The following is a 22,007-nucleotide window of genomic DNA, read 5'->3' as shown; positions in this document are numbered from 1 at the left end:
CTGCCCTTTCTCGCTTACAGAGGGCAGTCTTTTTTTCTTTACATTTCTTTACTATTCCGGCAGCAACGTGATAAACTAAGGACCGATTCCTTAAAGACAGAGAACCGGGTGGTCTCTGACCAGGGATTTTTTTGCCTTTGCGCGAGGCACAATGATAAAATGTGCTTTATTCTAAAGAAGGAGCTATTAAACGAATGGGAAAGGAACTATTGCCTGTTGGCTATGTCACGAACATGAATGAAATTCTGGGTGACGCTTCTTGCGATTTCTGGGACAGCTATGATTTGCCCCGCACCCACGGGCTGCGTTTAAATGGGCTCAAGACGATCCATGCCGCCGAGAACGTAGAGAATCTCATCCAGCAATTCCAGCTTGAGCCGGTAGCCTGGTGTGATTCCGGATATTATTATGAGGCAAGCGTTCGTCCAGGCAAGCACCCCTATCATGCCGCCGGACTATATTATATTCAGGAACCCTCGGCCATGTCTGCTGTAGAATTGCTGAATCCGCAACCTGGAGAGACCATCTTGGATCTCGCAGCCGCTCCCGGAGGCAAGACCACTCATATTGCATCGAAGTTGATGGGTCAAGGACTGCTTGTCTCCAACGAAATTCATCCTGAACGGGCCCGTGTCCTCGCTGAGAATGTGGAACGGATGGGAATTACGAATACAGTCGTTACGTGCGCGGCACCCGATCAGCTAGCCCACCGTTTCGTTGCCTGCTTTGACCGGATCATGCTGGATGCCCCATGTTCCGGTGAAGGCATGTTTCGAAAGGACGCTGCGGCGATTACCGAATGGTCACCCGAACATGTAGACCTATGTGTCGCCAGACAGTGGGACATTGTACAGGAAGCGTACCGAATGCTCAAACCGGGCGGAACCTTAGCCTACTCCACTTGTACATTTAACACGGCCGAGAATGAAGAGATGATCGAGCGAATCATCTCCCGTTATCCCGATATGGAGCTGCAATTCATAAAACGTCTATGGCCGCATTTGGAGCGGGGTGAGGGACATTTTGTTGCGATCCTGGTCAAGTCTGCAAATGCCACATCTCTTCATGAAGACCTCATTTCATCTTCCGACAGCAGCAAATCTCAAACCAGATCGCATCGGAACAGCAAGCAAACTGCTGCGGCTTCGGCTCTCGCCGATTTCCAAGAATGGGCCAAGGAAAACATTCCCGGTCTTGAGCTTAACGACGGCACGCCTATTATTTTCGGTGAAACACTGTACTGGCTGCCACTCAGCGAAAGTTTGATATGGGATGACAAGCAGCTGAAAGGGCTGAAGATACCGCGTGCCGGACTTCATCTGGGCCATTTGAAGAAGAATCGGATCGAACCCGCCCACGCGCTGGCGATGTCCCTGCGTCCTGACCAGGCCGCCAAAAAATGGGATCTGCCCTCAGGCTCTGCCGAGGTGAATGCCTATTTGCGAGGAGAGGTACTCTCGGTCCCTCCTGAGTATCAAGGCTGGACTCTCGTAACCACCGATGGACTTCCCCTTGGTTGGGGCAAAGCCAGCGGAGGACAGCTTAAGAATCACCTGCCCAAAGGATTGCGAAATCCCTAAATAACACCACTGTTGCTAATCGGAATGTACCATCCAGATGGAATTCCTCACGCAATGGATAACACATCTGAACTCTGAAGTGAGTATGTAAAAAGGGGCTATCTATCTGCATTCATATGCAGGGAGAATAGCCCCTCAATTTTTATTTACTTCATCATATTGGGATATCATCACTCCCGAATAACGCCCACTGGTTTGGAGGCTTCACCATCTCCTCGTACAGCACCCAATTCTCCTGATCAACGATACATCCCCCAGGCTCATCATTCTTGCTTTCTTTCCCTTTTGTTCAGCTCTCAGCCGGAGCGGCTTGTTCCTTCGCTGGGGTTTTGGCGGCAGGTTTGCGAATCGTGGCTGCAGCATCAGCGTCCCGAATCCAACATGCTGCACCCACTCCGAAGAGCAGGAATCCTGCAGCCCCAAGCAATGCCGCCCGATAAGCCATCAGATTCGGCTCCATCTCCCCTGCTGCGTTGGCGGTTCCCGTACCGACCGCTATCAATATGGCTGATAGAATGGCCAACCCGATTGCAGGACCGAGTCTGTTCTGCACCGTAAACCAAGTCGAGGCACGACCCAACGAAGCTGGCGGGATCGTAGCGAAGGCCGCAATCTGTACAGCCCCAACCGTTTGCCCAAGAAAAATACCGATACCAAAGAACAAGGCTCGGATAAACCATAGATTCGTGCTGGCGTCTACCATGCTGAGCATGATGAAGATAATTGCTGTAGCGACTAAGCCCATCATAATCACTCTTTTTGGACCAAGTCTTGGGTATGTCCAGGGTACGAGCTGCGAGGCAATCATAAGACCGATGGCTTCGGGAAACGTAGCCAGCCCTGTATCGAGGGCGGATACACGCAGAGCGTTCTGATACATTAATGGGAATACGTACAGCATGCCCAGAAGTCCAGCTGATGCACACATCGCGATAAAGCCTGTCGTTCGGAACAAGCGATTGCCTAACAGCCGCAGATCCAAGAGCGGCTTCTCAACACTCAGTTCTACTTTGACCAGTGCAGCCAGCAATACTATCCCTGCCATGCCCGCGATCCATACCTGTGGAGCATGCCACCCATGCAGCGGCCCCTGACTCAGTGCGTACATAAGCAGCGCAAGACCAGGCCCAGATAGAAGCAAGCCAGATACATCCAATTTTCCGGCATTCGGCTCCCTATGTTCCCTCAACCAGAATAGACCAAACACCAACGCTGGAATGCCGATCGGCAAATTCACGTAGAAGATCCACCGCCATGTAAAGTACTCAACCAGCAGACCACTCACTATCGGCCCAACTGCAGGCGCAATCGCTATAGGAAGTATGAGTGCACGAGAGATTTTCGCACGCTCCTGCGGCGGGAACATACGGAATAACATCGCCATGCCGACCGGAGTCAGCAGGCCACCGCCGATACCTTGGATGACTCGAAATAATGTCAACGAAGCTAAACTATTTGCAGAACTGCACAATACGGATGCTCCTGTGAAAATGGCCAGAGCTAGCAGGAACACTCGCTTCGTGCCCCATTTGTCGCCAAGCCAGCCGGCCATCGGAAGAACGATGGCAAGACTGACCAGGTAACCGACATTCAGGACCCCAGAGGCCGCAGACGGCACTTCAAGCTCTCGACTAATCGTCTGCAGCGCCACATTCAGCACAGTTGCATCCATAGCAACAACAAACATCGCTGCCACATAGACGATGCATAATACCCTTTTCGAACTCAACCAACTGCTCATGGTCTGTGTTCCGGTAATAGCCGTGTATTATCACACAAGCTCCGGGGCCGTAAATCAACCCAGTTCTCATTAATATAGGCGAAGCATTCTTCCCGCGTACTAAGACCCAGAACCTGATGCCAGCCAGCCGGAATAGCCGCGAAAGCCGGCCAGAGCGAATATTGACCCTCATGATTCATCAGTACTAGAAATTTGCCGTCGGCATGCTCAAAAGGATTGGTCATAGATCAGTTCCCTCCTATCCGTCGTTATATCCGTTTTAGTCGCCATATCCTCCAGCTTGCTTAGAATGCACTTGCCGATATATTCCAGAGGACCGGGCTGACATAAATCCTTATGCCGACATTCGATATCGTGCCGTTCAATCCCTCCGCTCACAAAAGGCTCCCACATCTCCGGGTCAATGGGGTCGAACCAATCGGGGATGATGGTGGAGTGGAAGAATAACATATTTCCCTTAAATCGCTTCGGAACATATGCCTTTAAAAGTCGAACCGAGTTCTCATAGGTCGTCTTCAGATTCATTATGGTGTCTTCCTCAAGGGATGCCAATGCACTGCTCTCATTGCGCAGCAATTCAAGCGCTGTGGCAATGGTTAACGGTGTGTCTCCAAGGCCCTCTTCAATGGTCTCCTTGTCAAAACCTCCAAGCGCCAACAGCGCGGTTAAAGCCTCGTCTTCATCGGGGTCATCCTTGATCGGTAAATAATGGCTGGGGTAAGCATCCAGAATGGCGAGTAGTTCAATGTCTTCACCCACCTCCTGCAGCTGCACTGCAATCGACTGAGCGACATTGCCACCCAAAGACCAACCAAGCAGCCGGTATGGTCCCGTTGGTTGAAGGGAGCGTATATGGTCGATATAGTCTGCCGTCATCTTTTCCAGAGATTTCGGAAGCTCCTCAGCTTGGGCAATCCCCTTCGCCTGCAAGCCGTAAATCGGATAATTCATGCCGAGATGCTTCATTAAACCAGCGTAGCACCAGCTTAATCCTCCTGCCGGATGCACGCAGAACAGTGGGGTTTGATCTCCATGCGACCGAAGCGGAAGCACGACCTGCAGCGCGCTGTTCCCGCCGCCCATCTCAAGCTTGTCGACTAGCCCCGCTACCGTCGGTGCTTCGAATAATGCTGCGATGCTCAATTCTTTGCCGAGGGCTTCGCGAACCCGGCTGATAAGCCGGACGGCCAGTAAGGAATGACCGCCGAGCTCGAAGAAGCTGTCATCGATGCCGACCCGCTTGGCGCCTAGTATTTCGGCAAACAACTCGCATAACACTTCCTCCTGCGGCGTTCGCGGATTGCGCCCATCCGCATCCGGCGACATCTCGGGGGCCGGCAGCGCTTTGCGATCCAGCTTTCCGTTAGGCGTAAGCGGCAGCTTGTCCATCATGACGAAGGCCCATGGCACCATGTAATCAGGAAGCAGCGAAGCGGCATAACGCCACAGCTCCGTACCCGAAGGCGACTCGCCGGGATTGCCAACGACATAAGCCGCAAGCCGCAGGTCTCCGGGCTGATCCTCACGCACGATGACAGCCGCCTGCGAGAGCGTCTCATGACGCACGAGGACCGATTCGATTTCGCCAAGCTCGATCCGGAAGCCGCGTATCTTCACCTGATGGTCGGACCGTCCCAAATAATCCAGCGTGCCATTGGCAAAACGCCTCGCCAAATCGCCGGTTCGGTACATTCTTGTCCCCGGCGGGCCGTATGGGTCGGACACGAACCGGTCGGCGGTAATGTCGGGCCGCCCCCAGTACCCGCGAGCCAATCCTGCGCCGGCGACATACATTTCCCCGATCACGCCGTACGGAACGGGCTGAAGCCTGTCATCTAGCACGTATACCCGCAGATCCGGAATCGCTTCGCCGATCAGGCTGGCTCCTGGCAGCGCCAGGTTCCGGTTCAGCTCCATATAGCTGACATGCACGGTGGTTTCCGTTATGCCGTACATGTTGATCAATCGCGGAGCATCGTCGGCATGACGCCGATACCAGTCCGTAAGCCGTCCAAGCTCCAAGGCTTCGCCTCCGAACACAACGTACCTCAGCGACAATTGCCGACCCGTCTCCGGATGCTCCCGATCCGCCTGAATCAACGGATAGAACGCCGACGGAGTCTGATTCAGCACGGTCACGCCTTCCCGGGCGAGCAAGCTTAACATCTCTTCAGGCGATCGGCTGACCGTATGTGGAACCACGACGAGCCGGCCGCCGTGCAAGAGCGGCCCCCATATTTCCCACACCGAGAAATCGAAGGCATACGAATGGAATAAGGTCCATACATCGGTTTCATCAAACGGAAACCAATGCCGGGTAGAATCGAATAGCCGAACAACATTCTGATGCGGCACGAGCACGCCCTTCGGTTTCCCGGTGGAACCGGAAGTATAAATGATGTAAGCGGCATTCTGCGGCATAAGCCGTCCAGAACGCTCACGGTCTCTTGGATTCTCCTTGGAATAATCCAGCAGTCGCAATGCTTGTTCAGGCTCATCGATGACAACGTGTTTCCATCGTCCGAAACTCGGCAACTGATTCATCACGTGAACGCTCGTCATGACGCATACCGGACAAGCATTCTCCATCATGTAAGCCAGTCGATCCTCCGGATACTCCGGATCCAGAGGCAGGTAAGCGGCTCCTGCTTTAAGTACGGCCAGAATGCCGACGACCATATCCACGGAACGCGGCAGTGCGAGAGCTACGATCTGCTCCGTACCGACGCCGGAGGCAATCAAGAAATGAGCAAGCTGGTTAGCGCGCTCGTTCAGCTCCTCATAACTCAGAGACTGGCCGTCATGGACAATCGCAACCGATTGAGGCGAGCGGCTGACCTGCGCTTCAAACCGCTCGGGCAAGGTTGCCGGCTCGGTGACTGGCAGCGGCGCGCCCCATTGTCGATGAATGTCCTCCCGTTCATCAACGGTTAAAATATCTAGTTTACTGATGGATTTACTTGGTTCAACGACAGCACTTTCCAATACGCGCACGTATCGTTCTGCCATCGCTTCCGCCGTGGCGCGCTCGAACAAATCCGAGCTGAATTCAATGAAGCCGTCCACTCCGTCCGGCTCTCCGTATTGATCCCGCCGCTCGGTCAGTTCGAAGGTTAAGTCGAACTTCGAAGTGCCCACGTTTTGCAGCTGCAGCTTCGAGCTGATTCCCGGAAGCTCAAGCGAAGTTTCCGGCGTGTTCTGCAGCACCAGCATCACTTGGAAGAGCGGATGTCTCGACCGGGAACGCGGAGGGTTCAGCGTCTCGACAAGGCGCTCGAACGGCACGTCCTGATGCTCGAAGGCTGCCAGGCTCTTTTCCCGCACCCGTCGCAGCAGCTCACCGAACGTCGGGTCATTCGACGTATCCACACGAAACACAAGGGTATTGATGAAGAAACCGATTAAGTGATCCAGATTGTCGTCATTCCGACCCGATACGGGACTTCCGATCGGAATGTCCGTACCTGCACCCAGCTTCGTAAACAGCGCAGCCATCGCGGACTGAAATACCATAAATAAAGTTGCCCTGTTGCTTTGCGCGAGCGCATTCAACTGCTGATGCAGCTCACGGGATATCGAAAACGGCACGCTGCCGCCCTGATAGCTGGCCACGGGGGGCCTCGGATAGTCGGTAGGCAGCTCCAATTGCTCCGGCAAGCCGGAAAGCGCTTCGGTCCAATATTCCAGCTGACGGGCAATCAGGCTGTTCTCCTCGCCCGAGCGGCCAAGCAGCTTCTCCTGCCAAGCGGCATAATCCGCATATTGTACCGGTAGCGGAGTCCATTTCGGTTCACTCCCCAGACACCTTGCCGCGTAGGCATCCGATAGATCCCGCGTCAACGGGGTAAGCGACCAGCCGTCTCCCGCGATATGATGCAGCAGCAACAGCAGGACAAACTCTTGATCGTCCAGCTTGAACAGCTCAGCCCGCAGGGAAGTTTCGGCTGCAAGCTCGAAACGGTACCTGACGGCTTCGGCCAATCGATCCGCAAGCTCCGCTTCGCTAATCTCGGTTACATTCAGCTCCGTCCGGGTTCCCTCGGCATCCAAAATGTGCTGATACGAAGCCCCGTCGTTCTCAGGATACACCGTGCGCAGCGACTCATGACGAGCCACTACATCCCCCAATGCTATACGCAGCGATGCCAGATCGATGTCACCTGTCAAGCGGGCGACAAGAGGAATATTATAAGTTGGGCTCGGACCCTCCAACCGATATAAAAACCATAACCGCTGCTGCGCAAACGACAGCGGCAAGCGCTCGTCCCTTGCAGCGGGACGCACGGCCTGTCTGGCTGCCTGCGCATGATCGAGCCGCTTGACGAGACTTGCGGCCGTTGACGCTTCGAACAGACTGCCAATGCTAAGCTCTGCGCCGAAAGCTTCCCGGATACGGACCATGACCCGGCCGGCTAACAGGGAATGACCGCCAAGCTCGAAGAAATCATCGTCAATGGTAACCCTCGGCAAGCCCAGCACCTCGCCAAAAATCGTGCACAGCATCTCCTCTTGCGGCGTTCGGGGCATACGCCCGGACGCCAGCCGAACATCAGGTACGGGAAGCGCTTGGCGATCCACTTTCTTGTTCGGCGTAAGCGGCAGCGCTTCAAGGGCTACGATGACAGACGGCACCATATACTCAACCAGTTTCTCTGCGGCATAGCTCCGTAAATCTGCCGATTCGATGGAAGATGGCCCGGCTGACGATGGAACGATATAAGCCACAAGCCGGCGATCGCCGATCCGATCCTCACGGACCATGACAAAGGCCTGCTCCACTGCCGGATGAGCCACAAGCACGGACTCGATCTCGCCAGTCTCGATCCGGAAGCCGCGCAGCTTGATCTGATGATCGGCGCGTCCCAAATAATCGATCCAGCCGTTCTCCAGCCAGCGGGCAAGGTCGCCTGTTCGGTACATCCGGGAGCCCGGTGGTCCATAAGGGTCCGCGACAAACCGATCCGCCGTCAAGTCGGGTCTCCCCAAATACCCCCGACCGAGCCCCAAGCCTGCAATATACAGCTCGCCCGTTACGCCTGGCGGAACCGGGGAGAGCGAAGAATCGAGCACATACAGTTTCGTATTCCACACCGGTCCTCCGATGGACGGTTTTTCTGGTGCTTGATCGAGCTTTGCCGCCGTCGAATAAATCGTTGTCTCCGTCGGTCCATATTGATTGTTCACTTCACAGTTCAGGTCTTGAAGCGCGAGCTTAAGGCCGACCGGCAGCGCCTCGCCACCGGTAATGACTTTGAGCCGCTCAAATTTCCCTGGACGGCAAGCGACAATCGACTGCCATAATGTCGGGGTTGCCTGCATGATGGTGGTCCCCGTCTCCCGGATTCGGCGTATGAGCGCCGCGGCGTCGAGAATCGTCTCCCGCATCACGATGTCGAGCGTCGAACCGCATGCCAGAGGCAGCAGCATCTCCATGACCGAGATATCGAATGACATCGTGGTGACCGACAGCCAGCGGTCCCGCTCTCCGATACCCAAACGCTCGCACATATCCGACAGCAGATTGGCCAGGCCTTCGAACGTGAGCATGACCCCCTTGGGCCGGCCGGTTGATCCGGAAGTATAGATAACGTAGGACGGGTGAAGCGGCAGCAGTGGACGTACGCGATCAGCGTCTGTAGGATTATGAAAAGCCTGCTGCTCCAATCGCTGAAGGGTAGACGGGGCATCCAACAGGATTACGTCCTTATCCTCCATGACGGCCGCGAAATATTCAGACAGCTGCCGGGTCGTTATCAAGCATGCCGGGTTGGCATCGGCAAGCATATAAGCGATCCGTTCATCCGGATAGTCCGGATCCAATGGTAAGTATGCCGCCCCAGCCTTATGCACGGCGAGGATGGCAACAAGCATATCCACCGACCGTGGCAGCGACAGGGCAACGATTCGGTCAGGCCCTATTTCCCGGGCAATCAGCAAGCGGGCCAGGCGATTCGCCAGACTGTTCAGCTCCTCGTAACGAAGGGATAACCCTTCGCATATGACCGCTTCCGCCTGCGGTGTACGGGCAGCCTGCTCCTCGAATAATTGCGGCACGCTGAGCTGCGGCAAAGCGCGGGCCGTATCGTTCCACCGAACAATCACCTTCTCGCGTTCGTCCGGCAGAATAAAGGCCAAGCCCCCGACGGGATCATTCGGCTTCGCTTCGACAAGGCTGTCCAGCAAATACAAATAGCGTTGCAAATGGGACTCTGTCTCTTCTGCGCTGTAGATCAGCGGATTGGCATCCATGTCAATTCTAAGCCCGTGCCCGCCCATTCCGCCGTACACGTTCATCGTCAAATCATCCACGGGACCGGAGGCAAGATTGCGGACACTGCCGCGGAAACCGCCAAAATCCAATTCCTCCGCAAAAGGCATCACATTCACGAGCGGTCCGAATAACCTGCGGTTGTCCGCAAGCAGCTTGAGATCACGCCGGATGTCCTGATGCCTGTAGCGCTGATGTCGCTTGATCTCGCGAATCTCCCGTGCGACCTGCCGCAGCAGGTCGATTAGGGTCATATCGGGCTTGACGCTCACCCGGAGCGGCAGCAAATTCATGACCATGCCCGGAATACGGATGGATGACGAGCCTAAGCGGCACATCAATGGCAATCCAAGCACAATCTCCTCTGCGCCTGTTATACGATGGACATATAGGACTGCTGCAGCCGCAATCACATCCGGCCAGCTCCCCCCTGAAGCTTGGGCAGCCGCCTGTAAGCGTTGCATCGAAGATGCCGGAAGCTGCGCCGAACGGCGCAGGAAGCTCCGCGCTGACCGCTGTGCCTGTCCCCCTAAGCTGACCACCTCCGGCTCATCCGCAAAGCGCTGCAGCCAGAATTGGCGATCCGAGCCGAGCTGTTGCGATATGCGGTATGACGCATCTTCTTCCAGGATCGTCCGGAATCTGCCGAACGCGCCTATGCCTGACGAGGCTCCGCCCGTTAATTCCGTGTAGACTTCGGAAACTTTTTGCAGAAGAAGCGATGCGCCGAATCCATCGATCGCGATATGATGAATGCGTTGGTACCAATAGTAGCGATCGGCAGCGAGCTTGAACAGCGCCTCCGTAAATAGCGGTCCTCGGCTCAGATCGATAGCTTGGGCAAGGTCATGCTCCATCCAGCTTTGGGCAGCAAGATGAGGATCCTCCTTCCCGCTGACATCCATCACGTACAGTGGCCAGTCAGGAGAGGGATCGATCGACTGCCAAGGACCGTCCGCATCTTCGCCGAAGCGGGCAAACAGGGCATCGGCCTCTCCCACCACTTGGCGCAAAGTCTTCTCGAACAGAACCGGATCTACAGGTCCTCGAATCTCAATGCATTCCGCCGTGTTGAATATCGGATTGTCTGGGTCCATCTGCTGGGCATACCATATCCCCAGCTGCGCGCCGGACAGGGACCAGCGCTCCCTCTTTTGCTCAAGCATATGAATTCCCTCCTTCTACACCGAATAGTAATCATAATTGGGCGGTGACACGCGCATGTTCTGCTTGTCCGACAGCAATCCCCACCAGCCCGCCAGCGTCGGCTGCTCAGCTAACTCCACAAAGCTGATATCCATTCCTTCGCGCCGGAAGCGCTCGGCCAAACTCATGATGCGAATAGAATCCAGTCCCCAGTATTCAATCAAATGGTCATCCTCCCCGATATTCGACGGTTGTTCCTGCAGCAATTCCGCTACATTCACTCGCAAGGTTTGCAGCGTCAGCCGCGATTGCCCCTCCGCAGCATCTACGTGTCTTCCTTCTCCGCTTGGGGTTTCGGATTCACCTGAGACGGGGTGCTGCGCTTTAGCCAACGAAGCGATCAGATTTTCCGTGGTTAGCGTAACGGCACAGCGTTCCGCAGCATAAACAAGGGCCAGGCGGTGCTTCTCTAACGAGAAATCCGCTAGGGCATCCGCAATGAAGAACGGCTGTATGTCTTTCATGAAAGCTTCGCCGGCGGTGAGCAGACAGCCGATGTGAGCGTATATCCCGCAGATCATCAGCTGGTCGCGTCCTAGCTCGCGCATGATTTCATGCAAATTGGTCTTCTGGAAGGCGCTGTATCTCCATTTGGTCAACAGCATATCCCGTTCCGACGGCGCCACCGCATCCACGAACTTTTTCTGGTAGGGACCGTCGTTGATGCCGGATCCCCAGAAATCCTGAAGCAGGCCGCGCTGCTCCGGTGCCTGGCCCCCGGGCTGCGCCGAATAGATCACGGGAATGCCAAGCTCTGCGCAGCAGGAACGCAGCTTCTGAATATGGGTGATCAGTTCCAAGACAGGCGATTGATCAGGCGTGAACGCGTCGATGAAATATTGCTGCATATCGTGGATGAGCAGCACAGCACGGCTTGGATCCGCCGTCCATGCTACCTTGTTCTTGGGCAGGTCGGTCTCCCCTGGCATGGGATAAGGTACAATCTTAGGAAGTGCCATCCATATCTCCTCATTTCAATATTATTTTGAAAGATTCAGCCGTGCGTCCTGATTCTGCGCCGCGAGCTCCCGCAGCTGCTTTTTGCTTACTTTGCCGACACCCGTGCGGGGAAAAGAATCCATAAATTCCACCCGATCCGGGATTTTATACGCAGCGAGCCCTCTATTTCTAAGAAATGCCTTCAGCTCATTACCACTAACCGCGCCATTATGAACGATAACGAAAGCGCAGGTCCGCTCGCCAAGATATTCGTCCGGCATGGAGACCACGGCAGCATCGTGCACGCTGGGATGGGCAAGCAGATGGTTCTCGATCTCCTCGGCCGCAACCTTGTCGCCCCCGCGGTTAATTTGGTCCTTGGAACGGCCTTCGATCACCAGGTACCCTGAAGGCGTCAAACTGGCCAGATCGCCTGTGCGATAGAAGCCGTCCGTGGTAAAAGCCTTCTCGTTATGCTTGTCCGCTTTATAGTATCCGCGAATCGTATAAGGCCCCCGTGTTAGCAATTCCCCGACCTGGCCGGGGGCTACCTCGACATCATCCTCATCAACCAGCCTCACTTCATCGTAAGGGGACATGGGACGCCCCTGCGTGTACACCGTTATGTCTTCGGGGTCATCCAGCCGGGTATAGTTCACCAAGCCTTCCGCCATCCCGTACACTTGCTGCAGCTTACATCCAAGCACCGTTTGCACGCGTTTGGCCGCCTCCGCACTGAATTTGGCCCCGCCTACCTGCAGCACTTGCAGATTGGAGAGGTCTTCGGAACAGGATGGTGCCGCTTCAAGCCAAATCAAGGCCAGGGGCGGAACGACCGCCGCTATCGTGACTCCCTCGGAGGCGATCAGCGGAAATGCCGCATCCGGACTCCCTGACCGGGCAAGAACTACTCTTCCTCCGGCATACAGCGTCCCCAGCACGCCCGGCGAGCTAAGCGGAAAATTATGCGCGACGGGCAATACCGCCAAATAAACGCTATCCTTATCCAGCGAGCAGATTTCGGCGCTCATGCGCAAGCTGTAAATATAGTCGTCATGCGTGCGCGGAATGAGCTTCGGGAGTCCGGTCGTCCCGCCCGACAGCTGGAGAAATGCGACATCACCGGGCTCAGGGCCTTCCGGATCTGCCCCGTATGAAGAGCACTCCGAATCATCGAGGTACAAATCTTTCAGGGTTACGAACGCCCCTGGACCCGGGTCCCCGGCTACGATGACATGGCGGAGGGAAGGAACCGACGCCTGAACTTGAACTGCCAGGTCCCGGTAATCGAAGCCCGAATCCATATCCGGAATGATATACGCGGCGGCTTCGCTAAAGCCGCACAGATATACGATTTCGTACCGGCGGTGAACGGGCAGAGAGAAGACGGGAAGCGCTCCGATCCGGAACAGCGCGAATATCGTATCGAAAAATGAAGCGATATTCGGCAGCTGAACGATAACCCGTTCCTGTGACTTAATGCCGAGCTTAAGAAATCCCGCGGCCAATCGATCCACCCGGTTGTCCAGTTCGGCGTAGCTTATGTGCCGGTCGCCGCACACGACCGCAACCCGTTCCCCATGCGCTGCAGCCCGTTTACGCAAGAGCTCTCCAAAGGTTTCGCCCTGCCAGCAGCCTGCCTCCCGGTAGCGGGCGGCAAATTCCTCCGGCCAAGCCTTACAACCTGCCAACATTCCTCATTCCTCCTCCAACATCGTTGTTTATTGTTCCTTCAAGCCCATCGCGGCCAGAATCGTGCGGAATTTGGCCGAAGTCTCAGCCAGCTCCGCTTCCGCTATGGAGCCTGTCACGATCCCTGCCCCTGCGAATACCCGCAGCAAGGTTCCTTCCGTTTCCGCGCAGCGAATCGTCACCGCCCACTCGCCGTCCCCGTTGGCATCCGACCAACCGACGGCTCCCGAGTAGAAGCCACGATCGAACGGCTCGATCTCTTGTATGGCATCCCGGGCCGCATCGGTCGGCGTGCCGCATATTGCCGGTGTCGGATGCATGGCCAGGGCAAGCTCCAATGACGTTACCGATTCATCCTTCAGGACGCCGTTGATTTCGGTGGATAGATGCCACATGGCTTTGGTCTGTACGAGCGAAGGTTCAGTGGGAACCTCCAGCTTGCTGCAATAAGGCTGCAAGGCCGATGCCACGGCATCAATTACGATGGCATGCTCATATCGGTCTTTGGCGGATGACAGCAGGGCTGCCGCCCGCCGCTGATCTTCAGCGGGATCGGCGCTTCGTGCCGCAGAACCCGCCAATGGATTTCCTTTGATTCGTGAACCCTTCTTCGTAATTAAGAGTTCGGGGCTTGCGCCAAACAGCGTCCGGGTGGATGCAACGGCATCCGGGCTTGAAGTGTGGGACAATTCGGGTGCCAACGGTACGGCAAACGTGTAGCCATGGGAGTGGTGATAAGCTAAATGAGTCAATATCTGTGGAATGGACAGGGCATGAGGAAGCGTGATATCCAGCGTTCGGGAAAGCACCGCTTTATGGAGTTTCTTTTGAGAAATGAGGTCCAGCAGCCGGTTCACGCCTTCCTTGAACGCCGTCGGCTCCGGAACGGAAAGCACCTTGTAACTGGAAATTCGGGACATTTCCCGATCCTTGCCTTCAGAGAATAGAAGGGAATCGTGCCACTTCGCTGAAAGTGGAATAAACAGACTGGCCGGTTTTTTAATATCAAAAGGTATGGCGCCGACAACAACGGCATCCCGCCGTCCTGCTTGCTTCGCAAATTCCAACAGTTCACCGACGCGTTCCGGTAGCGATCTATGCCCGGTCCCCGTGGGAACCGGCAATCTTGAGTACTCTCCATGCGTTAACAGCGTCTTGCGCGGGGATGAGAAGAAGAAAGACGAACCGACCTGGTATTGTTCCATAAGTTGCGCAGCCTCCGCTGCGGTTGGAGCATCATAGTGTAACATTTCAGTCTCCTCTCTGCTTATGAGCCTACCTAGTTTATTAAATTAAGAAAATCAAGTATGACCCCCCCCCGTAAATCCTCAGCAGCCCAACGTCGCGCCACCATCCACGCATACGTCCTGCATCGTCATGTGCCCAGCCCGATCGGATACGAGGAATACGACCGCATCCGCGATGTCCGACGGGAGCGCAATTTTGCCAAGCGGTATGCCGAGGCGGAAGGAGTCCGGCGCCCCCTCGATAATGGGCCTTGCACCATGATCATTCTTCCACAACAAACGCTGCATTTCGGTATCCGTAGAGCCCGGGGAAACCACGTTACAACGGATATGATGGCGGGCATATTCGAGCCCCAGGCATTTGGTAAACATCGTGGATGCCGCCTTGGAGGCGGCATAGGCCGACATCTGGGACCGCGGAACCTTGGATGCATTCGAGCCTACCGTCACGATAGCTCCGGAATGACGGCTCGCCATCCGCCTTACGACGGAGCGTGACGTGTAGAATACGCCGTTGGTATTAACGTTAAAGTGGGCCTGCCAATCCTCGTCGGTAAGCGACTCGACTCCACCGACCCGCAGCACTCCCGCTACGTTGACGAGAATCTCGATCGGTCCGAGTTCATCCTCAACCCGTTCGACCATCGCTTCAACCTCGGCACTGCGGCTGACATCAGCCTTGTAAGCCGCGACATGAACGCCTGAGCCGGATAGGTCGGCCGCAAGGCGGAGCAGCTCGGCTTCCTTCCGGTCGCAGGCAGCTACAACGGCTCCTTGCCGGGCAAGGGCCCGTGCCACCGCTTCGCCTATTCCTTGGGCGGCACCGGTCACGAGCGCTACTTTCCCTCTAATGCCTGTGCTCTCCATGGTGATCATCTCCTTCGTGTTCAGGGTGAAGGGCAAACCGTAATGCTCTGCTGATGAGGACTGGCAGCACAGATAGATGCCCTTCCCCCTCAAACTCCTTGAATTCAGCATGCATGCCATACTCGGACAGATCAGCCAAGCGTTCGGCGAGTTGAGAAGCACGGATGCAATTGCCGGTGACATGGGACCTTTCGAGCTCACCTGCGCCAAGCAGCAGCCGAACAGGATAAGGTTTTTCCTTGATCTGATCGGCATAGCACTGCTCCAGTTCCCCTAAATACTCCGAATTCCAGTGAATAGAAGGGCTGCCGGCGATGTAACACGAGAACGCCTGCGGTTTACTGAACATGGCATAAAGCGTGAACAGTCCACCGAGGGAATGGCCGAATATCGTCTGGCGATGTCGGTCAATGTTGAACTCGCCCTCGATCTGCGGTTTCAGCTCCTCCTCGATGAATTGCAGAAACTCAGCCGCTCCCCCCTGCTCCGGCACGGAATCCCCGTCCAGCTTGTTCCTGAACTTCGTGTTCGGATAGGGCGTGTAATCATAGAACCGGTCCGAAGCATACTGCCCTTCCGTTTCGTAACCGATGCCGACAACGACAGCCGGCAATATCCCGGTTTTGTCCGGTCTATGGCACTGCAGGCGCAGCGTCTCAACCATCGTGTGAAACACGCTGTTGCCGTCCAGTAAATAGATGACCGGATATCCAGACGGCGGGGCCGGTCCCGTCGGCTGTGCCGTTATGATTCGATAGCGTCGCCCGCCCCTCGAGTGCATCACCCAATGCTCCGCACGGGCCAGCACCACGCTGTGCCTCATCATGTCAACGGAAGTCGTAGGATGGCTCATATGTTCCTCCTATTGCCCCGTGATGGAGCGAACGACGTCATCCACGATTTTCTCGTAGGCGATCAAGCCGCTTCCCAGCCAGTATTCGTTATCGGCTTCATAGACCTGTCCGTTCTTGACAGCCGACATGCCTTTCCAGATCGGGCTTTCCGTTATTTCCTTCAGGCGTTCCGTTCCTTGATCATAAGCGTTGATGACAAATATATAGTCCGCATCGAGCTGCGGGAGTATTTCTAGCGATATGTTAGCTGCATTTTCGTTCTCGACCAGCTTGGACTTACCCAGACCTAGATCCTGATGGATGACATATCCGCACAGGTAATTTCCGCCCATCAAACTTACTCCTCTGGGTGCGAAACGGATAATGGCCACATTCTTGTCCCCTACCACAGAACTCAGCTTCGCCTTCGCTTCGCTTGTTTTTTGCTGATAATTTTTCAAGGCGGTCTCGGCCTCCGACACTTTCCCGAGCAGATCGCCTAGGGTGGTCAGCGATTTCTCGACATTCCCGGAAGCATTTTTGAACACGTACGTTGGCGCGATTTTGGCGTATTTCTCATAAGTGCCGTCCGCCGCGTAAGTCTCGGTGTGAAGCACGATAAGATCCGGTTCGAATGACATCAGGGCCTCCGGTGAAGGCAAGCCTCCCGAAAAATCGATCAAGGGAATACCGTCCAGCTCCTCCTGCAAATAAGAGTGTCCCAGCTTGCCGTTGGCCCATTGGGCAACGGGCTTCACGCCGAGCTTCAGCAATGAATCTTCCATGTTCGGCGCAAACACCTTGTTTACCGCGGCCGGAATCTTCACTTCATGCCCAAGCTCATCCGTTACTGTACGTTCCTCCTTCGTGGACGTCTCCTCATGGTTCGTCCCTGGCTCCTCCGACGACGCTTGGCTGCTCTCTGCTTTACCAGACGTCTCCACCGCTGAGGCCTTCGCTGCCTCCTGATCAACACCCGACGCTTCGGTCTCCGCCTTGTCTCCGCAGCCTGACAGCAAGCCTATGATGACGGCACAGCACGCAAGTGTCGATATGTTGATCCTCCAAATTCTCTTTCCACGATTGAAACGTTTTGCCACAATGTATCTCCTCCTGTGATAATGATTCTCAATTAAGACGAGTATATATTACGTAGCAAACGATTCACCATGGCTTTTATCCAGAACTCCGTTTGGACTATCTCCTGTGAATAGCAGCATCGCCTCGTCCAGCATTCTCGTCACGGCAAGCGCAGAGTATTCGAACCAAGGATCGGACGAGATCGTGTAGACCCTTCCTTGAGCAACAGCTCGAAGCGTATGCCACTCGGCGGAATGCTGGAGCGCGAGCCAATAGCGCCGCGATGCGGCTTCCGGGCATACCGCGATCAGAATTCGGTCCGGATCGCACTGCAACAAATCATCCAGCGTTATTTGCTGATTCCGGCTGGCATGGGATCGGCAAGTTTTAAGCTGCAAATCCTGAAACAGCACTTCCTCAAGCCCCTGATTACCGTAGGAATAGAGATTTTGCCCATATATCCGCAGCGCGGCAACACGATCTTTCCCCACCACTTCTTGCAATCGTGAGCGTGCATGCGCCACTTTCCGCTCATACTGCCCGATCCAAGATTTTGCCGTTTCTTCTTTGTTCAAGAATGCCGCGATCAGCTCCAGCTGCTTCCTCCACCCCGCATGGGACGGAACAATGAAGGTGGGGGCAATAGGCTCCAGCTTGGCGATTTCCTCTTGAGCGAGGTGATCCATGCCGATAATGACGTCGGGTTTGGCGCGGAACAGCTGCTCGATATTCTCCTCAAAGCAGCTGTCCGGATAAGGGTTCGTCAATTTCAAGCGCGATTTGATCTCTGAGTTGTAGGCATTGTAATAAAACGGGGTCCACTTCGCATCAAGCGGCGCGGCGGTTGGAATGACGTTCAGCGCCACCAGCTGCCCGATGATTGCAGAAGAACAGGCCGCGATCAGCTGCCTCGAATTTCGGGCATATTCCGACGGCGACATGCCCACCTTCTTTTTAAAAATCCGGCTGAAATAGAACTCGTCCTTATAACCAACCTTCTGTGCGATATCCCGAAGTCGATCGTCCGATTCGGCCAAGTAACGCTTGGCGTGATTCATGCGAACATGCGTCAGGTAATCAATCGTGGTCTGGCCGAATGTCTTCTTGAACAGGTCCACAAAATACTTGGGACATATATTAGCCTTTCCGGCCAGTTCGCCAATGGTTAACGCCTCGTGATAATGACTGTCGATGTACTCCTTGATCTCCACCAGGCTGGTTTTTCCGCTACGATCCGAATCCGATGCGCTATCTATGTTCAGCTCTTCTTCTGTACGCATGAGTTGCCTCCTTTTTTCGATAAAACGATATGCAGGCGTTTCCACTTCAATAACTGATAATGATTATCATTTTCATTGATAAAAATAGCATGCCGCTTTTATCGTGTCAATCCAAATTTGGAAGGATATTCTTGTCTCCATCATCTTAGAGCAAACGGTTAACCGTCTCCAATTCACGCAAAAAACCCGCCCTTAGGCACTTTTTTCAAGTGTCCTATGGCGGGTTCTCGCTCCTACAATATCCAATTTTTACGACAAGCAGTATTTCACCAGCGCTTCATGCACGCCGTCCTCATTATTCGAAGCCGTCACCACATCTGCAGCAGCCTTAACCTCCACGGGGGAATTATCCATGGCTATGCCCATACCTGCATAGGTCAGCATCGTAATATCGTTAAAATAGTTGCCGATAGCCAGCACCTCATCCGCTTGGTAACCTCTTTTTGCAGCCAGCTGTTTTAGTGCATTTCCTTTGGACGCTTCGTTGTGCATCAGATCAATAAAAAACTCGCCGCTACGCAGCATATTAAACGGAAGGGTCCAATTGCTCCAATCCGCGAAAACCCGGTCTATATCAGCCGATTCGCCGAATACTGTGAACTTGACGAGTGGATCGGACAACTCCTCCCATGCCGGCAGATTACTTGGGAGCATTAAATAGTTTTCATACATGGATCGAACCGGGCCGGCAAGCTCTTCCACTTGGTCCACGTACATTTCGAAAGCGGTATTCACATCGAAATGCACCCCTTGTTCACGGCAGTATGCCATGAAAGGTTCCAACTCCAGCGGATCCATGCCGAATTGATGGACAATGTTATGAGTTTCCACTTCAACCGTAGCTGCGCCATTATGACTGATTACATAACCGCCAAGCCCCATGCTCTTCATAAAAGGAATCGAATTGAGCGGTCCCCGTCCTGTGCACAGGACGATTTCCACTCCTTGTTTAGCCGCTTCCATCACTGTATTCTTCGTTTTCTCTGTAATTTCGTGATCATCATTCAGCAGCGTCCCGTCAACATCGAGCGCTACCAATTTATATTTGTGAGACATTCTCCATCCATCCTTTAAAAAGTTATTTCTTTAGTCTGACACTGGCCTTCCGATTATGGCCAGTTCATCCTCGGTCAGCTCGCGGTATGTACCCATCTCAAGATTTTCATCCAAATGAAGGTCACCCATGCTGACTCTTTTGAGATACACGACTTTTTTGCCTACCGCTTCAAACATCCGCTTAACCTGATGAAATTTGCCTTCATGGATCGTCAGCGAGATACGTGAGCGCACTGGCCCCTCATCTTGTTCTTCATAAGAATGGATGACCAGTTCTCCGGGCAATGTATGATATCCGTCGTCCAAGATGACTCCCTCAGCGAACGACCGCACATCCTCTTCGCTTACACGCCCCTCTACAATCGCCTCATAGGTTTTAGGGATATGCTTCCTGGGCGACAACAGCTCATGAGCCAACTTGCCATCGTTTGTTAGCAGCAGTAAACCTTCCGTGTCTTTATCCAGTCTGCCCACCGGAAACGGCTCGAAGACAAGATGCTCTGCATCCAGGAGATCCAGCACTGTACGATCGCGAAGATCTTCCGTTGCAGATATGACGCCCGGCGGTTTGTGCAGCATCAGGTACACATACTCCCGGTATTGAATCGTTTCCCCGTCGAACTCTATGATATCTTTATAGGGATCAACATGTTTCCCCGGATCTTTAATAACCATTCCGTTAACCATGATGCTTCCTTGTTTTGCCTTTTTCTTCAATTCCGCCCGTGAGCCGAATCCCAGATTAGACAGCACCTTGTCCAGTCTTTGCGTTCTTCTCCCAGTACTCATACTGATGACCACCTCCAATATGCCGGATATTTTTATGTATGAAACCTGATCCGGTCATCGTTCTAACCAGCCAAGGGAGCTCTATACAACCTTAACATACAATCCGCTGCTTTAGCTTCTATGCGATTGATCACATACGTACCCATGCCAGACCAAGACGTCATAAAATTGTCATAACTCTCACGGTAATGAAAATGCATCCCTGCGAAAAACCAGAAACACAGACGGAACGCATCATTAAGTAACTGCCTGTACGAAATCATAACCGATTGAAGATGATTTTACTCATGCGAAGAGAGACTACCGCTTGTTCCGCTCCGACTTTTAATATTGTATAATAAACTACATCCAAATGGACAAGTCCTTACTTATTATTAATCTTATGAGGGGGTGGATTAATGAACCGTAACAAAAAGAACAAGCACACTGCACTATACGCCTTCGGCGGAGTATTCGTCCTGTTGGTTGCCGCACTCATTTTTCTGAACGGTCAAGGGGGAACAAGCGAATTATATGGCGGCAAGAAAATCTCCGAGCTGAACCCCGCTACCCAAGAACTCCTTAAAGATCCGAATTATCAACAGATCATCCTGCCGGATCAGCTGAAGAGTAAGGTCGACAACAAAGAGAACTTCTTCGTCTATTTCTTTGCCTCCGACTGCCCGCACTGCCGTGCAACGACCCCGGAATTGATGCCGCTTGCGGCGGATGCTGGCGTATCGATGCCGCAGTACAATCTTCGTGAATATCAGGAAGGTTGGAGAGAGTACAACATAGAATTCACTCCGACGCTGGTTTACTTCGAGAATGGCGTAGAGAAAGAACGTATGATCGGTGGATTGAAGCCTGAAGGCTCCACTCAAGGCTACTCCGTCGATGACTTTAAGCAATTTCTGGACAAATATAAAGGGAGCGTGACCAAATGAGACGAACTCGCGCGATTCTCTTTACATTCGTCATCTCCGGCATGCTGCTGACTGCATGCGGCGGCAAAGAATCCGCTGCAGAACATCAGCACGGAGCCAAGTCCGAGCGATACGAAACTACAGCCAGTCTGACAACTATGCCGGAGTTTCTGGCGAATTACACCGACAATACACAGGCAACCTATGCCACGGTTAATGAATTAATGGACGTCATTAAGGAAATTAAATGTTATTGCGGCTGTATGGATGAGGAAACCGGTTATCACGATTCACTTCGCCGCTGCTTCATCGCCGAGAATAAGGACGGTGAGGTTAAATGGACGGACCATGGCGCTCAATGCGGTATCTGCCTGACCGAACTGCAAGACGCCAAACGACTCCATGATGAAGGTAAATCCGTTGACGAAATTAAAGAGTTCATCGATAACAAGTATAAGGGTACCGAATCCTAATACAGTACGGACTCAGAATATAACGAAAAGAGCTGCCCGCAAGTAGATGTA

At 53.9% G+C, this 22,007-nt stretch carries 15 protein-coding genes; 3 read left to right on the top strand and 12 right to left on the bottom strand.

What is annotated here, in order from left to right; genetic code table 11:
• The first annotated feature begins 194 nt into the window (after positions 1 to 194).
• Positions 195 to 1,580 (top strand): RsmB/NOP family class I SAM-dependent RNA methyltransferase, encoded by a 1,386-nt coding sequence (locus ABEQ74_RS18400; protein ID WP_430123563.1) that lies wholly within the window; start codon positions 195 to 197, stop codon positions 1,578 to 1,580.
• 289 nt (positions 1,581 to 1,869) lie between these two features.
• On the opposite strand, the gene ABEQ74_RS18395 is transcribed toward ABEQ74_RS18400, so the two are convergent.
• The 12 genes from ABEQ74_RS18395 to ABEQ74_RS18340 all read right to left on the bottom strand — a co-directional run bounded on the left by ABEQ74_RS18395 (position 1,870) and on the right by ABEQ74_RS18340 (position 20,578).
• A complete protein-coding gene (locus tag ABEQ74_RS18395) occupies positions 1,870 to 3,321 on the bottom strand; it encodes an MDR family MFS transporter (RefSeq protein ID WP_430123562.1) in 1,452 nt (483 codons plus the stop codon).
• On the bottom strand, positions 3,318 to 3,545 hold the full coding sequence (locus tag ABEQ74_RS18390) for an MbtH family protein (RefSeq protein ID WP_430123560.1): 228 nt from the start codon (positions 3,543 to 3,545) through the stop codon (positions 3,318 to 3,320). The genes ABEQ74_RS18395 and ABEQ74_RS18390 overlap by 4 nt, the downstream gene beginning before the upstream one ends.
• On the bottom strand, positions 3,529 to 10,755 hold the full coding sequence (locus ABEQ74_RS18385; RefSeq protein ID WP_430123559.1) for an amino acid adenylation domain-containing protein: 7,227 nt from the start codon (positions 10,753 to 10,755) through the stop codon (positions 3,529 to 3,531). The genes ABEQ74_RS18390 and ABEQ74_RS18385 overlap by 17 nt, the downstream gene beginning before the upstream one ends.
• Positions 10,756 to 10,770: 15 nt before the next feature.
• A complete protein-coding gene (locus ABEQ74_RS18380; protein ID WP_430123558.1) occupies positions 10,771 to 11,754 on the bottom strand; it encodes an isochorismatase family protein in 984 nt (327 codons plus the stop codon).
• 21 nt (positions 11,755 to 11,775) lie between these two features.
• Positions 11,776 to 13,428 (bottom strand): (2,3-dihydroxybenzoyl)adenylate synthase, encoded by a 1,653-nt coding sequence (locus tag ABEQ74_RS18375; protein WP_430123557.1) that lies wholly within the window; start codon positions 13,426 to 13,428, stop codon positions 11,776 to 11,778.
• A 27-nt stretch (positions 13,429 to 13,455) separates the two neighbouring features.
• Positions 13,456 to 14,676, bottom strand: coding sequence for an isochorismate synthase DhbC (gene dhbC / locus ABEQ74_RS18370; RefSeq protein WP_430123556.1), 1,221 nt, complete (start codon positions 14,674 to 14,676; stop codon positions 13,456 to 13,458).
• 78 nt (positions 14,677 to 14,754) lie between these two features.
• Positions 14,755 to 15,540: a 2,3-dihydro-2,3-dihydroxybenzoate dehydrogenase gene (locus ABEQ74_RS18365; protein ID WP_430123555.1), complete on the bottom strand. Its 786-nt coding sequence runs from the start codon at positions 15,538 to 15,540 to the stop codon at positions 14,755 to 14,757.
• Complete coding sequence (locus tag ABEQ74_RS18360) at positions 15,521 to 16,393, bottom strand: alpha/beta hydrolase (RefSeq protein WP_430123554.1); 873 nt, start codon at positions 16,391 to 16,393, stop codon at positions 15,521 to 15,523. Before ABEQ74_RS18360 ends, ABEQ74_RS18365 begins: the two co-directional genes overlap by 20 nt.
• Positions 16,394 to 16,402: 9 nt before the next feature.
• Entirely contained in the window at positions 16,403 to 17,473 is a 1,071-nt protein-coding gene (locus tag ABEQ74_RS18355) for an ABC transporter substrate-binding protein (RefSeq protein ID WP_430123553.1), read from the bottom strand.
• Between the two features lie 48 nt (positions 17,474 to 17,521).
• Complete coding sequence (locus ABEQ74_RS18350; protein WP_430123552.1) at positions 17,522 to 18,733, bottom strand: ABC transporter substrate-binding protein; 1,212 nt, start codon at positions 18,731 to 18,733, stop codon at positions 17,522 to 17,524.
• A 249-nt stretch (positions 18,734 to 18,982) separates the two neighbouring features.
• Complete coding sequence (locus ABEQ74_RS18345; protein ID WP_430123551.1) at positions 18,983 to 19,789, bottom strand: Cof-type HAD-IIB family hydrolase; 807 nt, start codon at positions 19,787 to 19,789, stop codon at positions 18,983 to 18,985.
• Between the two features lie 30 nt (positions 19,790 to 19,819).
• Positions 19,820 to 20,578 carry a pseudouridine synthase gene (locus ABEQ74_RS18340; RefSeq protein ID WP_430123550.1) on the bottom strand — a complete coding sequence of 253 codons (759 nt, stop codon included), beginning with the start codon at positions 20,576 to 20,578 and terminating at the stop codon, positions 19,820 to 19,822.
• A 398-nt stretch (positions 20,579 to 20,976) separates the two neighbouring features.
• On the opposite strand from ABEQ74_RS18340, the gene ABEQ74_RS18335 reads away from it, so the two are divergent.
• Both ABEQ74_RS18335 and ABEQ74_RS18330 read left to right on the top strand, forming a co-directional pair.
• Positions 20,977 to 21,504: a thioredoxin family protein gene (locus ABEQ74_RS18335; RefSeq protein WP_430123549.1), complete on the top strand. Its 528-nt coding sequence runs from the start codon at positions 20,977 to 20,979 to the stop codon at positions 21,502 to 21,504.
• Positions 21,501 to 21,956, top strand: coding sequence for a PCYCGC motif-containing (lipo)protein (locus tag ABEQ74_RS18330; RefSeq protein ID WP_430123548.1), 456 nt, complete (start codon positions 21,501 to 21,503; stop codon positions 21,954 to 21,956). Before ABEQ74_RS18335 ends, ABEQ74_RS18330 begins: the two co-directional genes overlap by 4 nt.
• The last annotated feature ends 51 nt before the right edge of the window (positions 21,957 to 22,007 follow it).

Origin of the sequence: Paenibacillus solani (genome assembly GCF_050475945.1) — a bacterium.
Taxonomy (GTDB): Bacteria; Bacillota; Bacilli; order Paenibacillales; family Paenibacillaceae; genus Paenibacillus_AQ; species Paenibacillus_AQ solani_A.
This window is presented reverse-complemented; position numbering and strand designations above follow the sequence as displayed.

Excerpts from the sequence above, each read along its gene's own strand:
- ABEQ74_RS18365 (WP_430123555.1), bottom strand. The coding sequence starts at position 15,540 with ATGGAGAGCACAGGCATTAGAGGGAAAGTAGCGCTCGTGACCGGTGCC.
- ABEQ74_RS18330 (WP_430123548.1), top strand. The coding sequence starts at position 21,501 with ATGAGACGAACTCGCGCGATTCTCTTTACATTCGTCATCTCCGGCATG.
- dhbC (WP_430123556.1), bottom strand. The coding sequence starts at position 14,676 with ATGTTACACTATGATGCTCCAACCGCAGCGGAGGCTGCGCAACTTATG.
- ABEQ74_RS18400 (WP_430123563.1), top strand. The coding sequence starts at position 195 with ATGGGAAAGGAACTATTGCCTGTTGGCTATGTCACGAACATGAATGAA.
- ABEQ74_RS18380 (WP_430123558.1), bottom strand. The coding sequence starts at position 11,754 with ATGGCACTTCCTAAGATTGTACCTTATCCCATGCCAGGGGAGACCGAC.
- ABEQ74_RS18375 (WP_430123557.1), bottom strand. The coding sequence starts at position 13,428 with ATGTTGGCAGGTTGTAAGGCTTGGCCGGAGGAATTTGCCGCCCGCTAC.
- ABEQ74_RS18360 (WP_430123554.1), bottom strand. The coding sequence starts at position 16,393 with ATGAGCCATCCTACGACTTCCGTTGACATGATGAGGCACAGCGTGGTG.
- ABEQ74_RS18385 (WP_430123559.1), bottom strand. The coding sequence starts at position 10,755 with ATGCTTGAGCAAAAGAGGGAGCGCTGGTCCCTGTCCGGCGCGCAGCTG.
- ABEQ74_RS18390 (WP_430123560.1), bottom strand. The coding sequence starts at position 3,545 with ATGACCAATCCTTTTGAGCATGCCGACGGCAAATTTCTAGTACTGATG.
- ABEQ74_RS18345 (WP_430123551.1), bottom strand. The coding sequence starts at position 19,789 with ATGTCTCACAAATATAAATTGGTAGCGCTCGATGTTGACGGGACGCTG.
- ABEQ74_RS18395 (WP_430123562.1), bottom strand. The coding sequence starts at position 3,321 with ATGAGCAGTTGGTTGAGTTCGAAAAGGGTATTATGCATCGTCTATGTG.
- ABEQ74_RS18340 (WP_430123550.1), bottom strand. The coding sequence starts at position 20,578 with ATGAGTACTGGGAGAAGAACGCAAAGACTGGACAAGGTGCTGTCTAAT.
- ABEQ74_RS18350 (WP_430123552.1), bottom strand. The coding sequence starts at position 18,733 with ATGCGTACAGAAGAAGAGCTGAACATAGATAGCGCATCGGATTCGGAT.
- ABEQ74_RS18335 (WP_430123549.1), top strand. The coding sequence starts at position 20,977 with ATGAACCGTAACAAAAAGAACAAGCACACTGCACTATACGCCTTCGGC.